The organism is Nocardia sp. bgisy134 (assembly GCF_057708325.1).
Genome location: NZ_JBYIRW010000069.1, coordinates 1 through 539, shown reverse-complemented (window position 1 = coordinate 539; position 539 = coordinate 1). Strand labels below are relative to the sequence as shown.

General features: G+C 60.9%; 1 protein-coding gene. It reads left to right on the top strand.

The annotated features are described in order from the left end of the window. Window positions 1–387 (top strand): DoxX family membrane protein (locus AC3ERS_RS36600; protein WP_431972738.1); only part of this gene is annotated, 387 nt, incomplete at its 5' end. Window positions 388–539 lie beyond the last annotated feature (152 nt).

The following is a 539-nucleotide window of genomic DNA, read 5'->3' as shown; positions in this document are numbered from 1 at the left end:
CTGTTCGCCACGTTGCTCTTACCGGCAGGATTTGCTCACCTGGCCAGAGGTCGAGACATGGTGGAATTCGTCAAGACCAAGGGCCTGCCGCTGCCGGCGCTAGCCGTCTCCGGCTCTGGTGTGTGGCTTCTAGTTTGCGGATTCAGTGTGCTGCTCGGCGTATGGGCCGACCTCGGAAGCCTATTGCTCGGGGCCTTTCTCCTGGCTGCCGCGGTGGGTATGCACAACTTCTGGACGCAGTCACAACCGTCGGCAAGGCAGAACGATCGAATCCACTTCAACAAGAACGTCGAGCTCGCAGGTGCTTCACTCATGCTTTTCGCGTTCTTCGCGCACACACCCGAGCTCGGGATGACACTGACCGGTCCATTGTTCTCGCTGAACTGACTGCTGCGTCCGGACGGCATCGCTCGCGCCTCGGTGCAGCTCCGCGGGAAGAGGCTCAGGATGCCCGACACGAGTACGAACCTTGCCGCGCACGGCCCCTCGATGACATCGAGCAAGGACCATGGGCGGCGCAAGAAAAGGAAACTTGCATC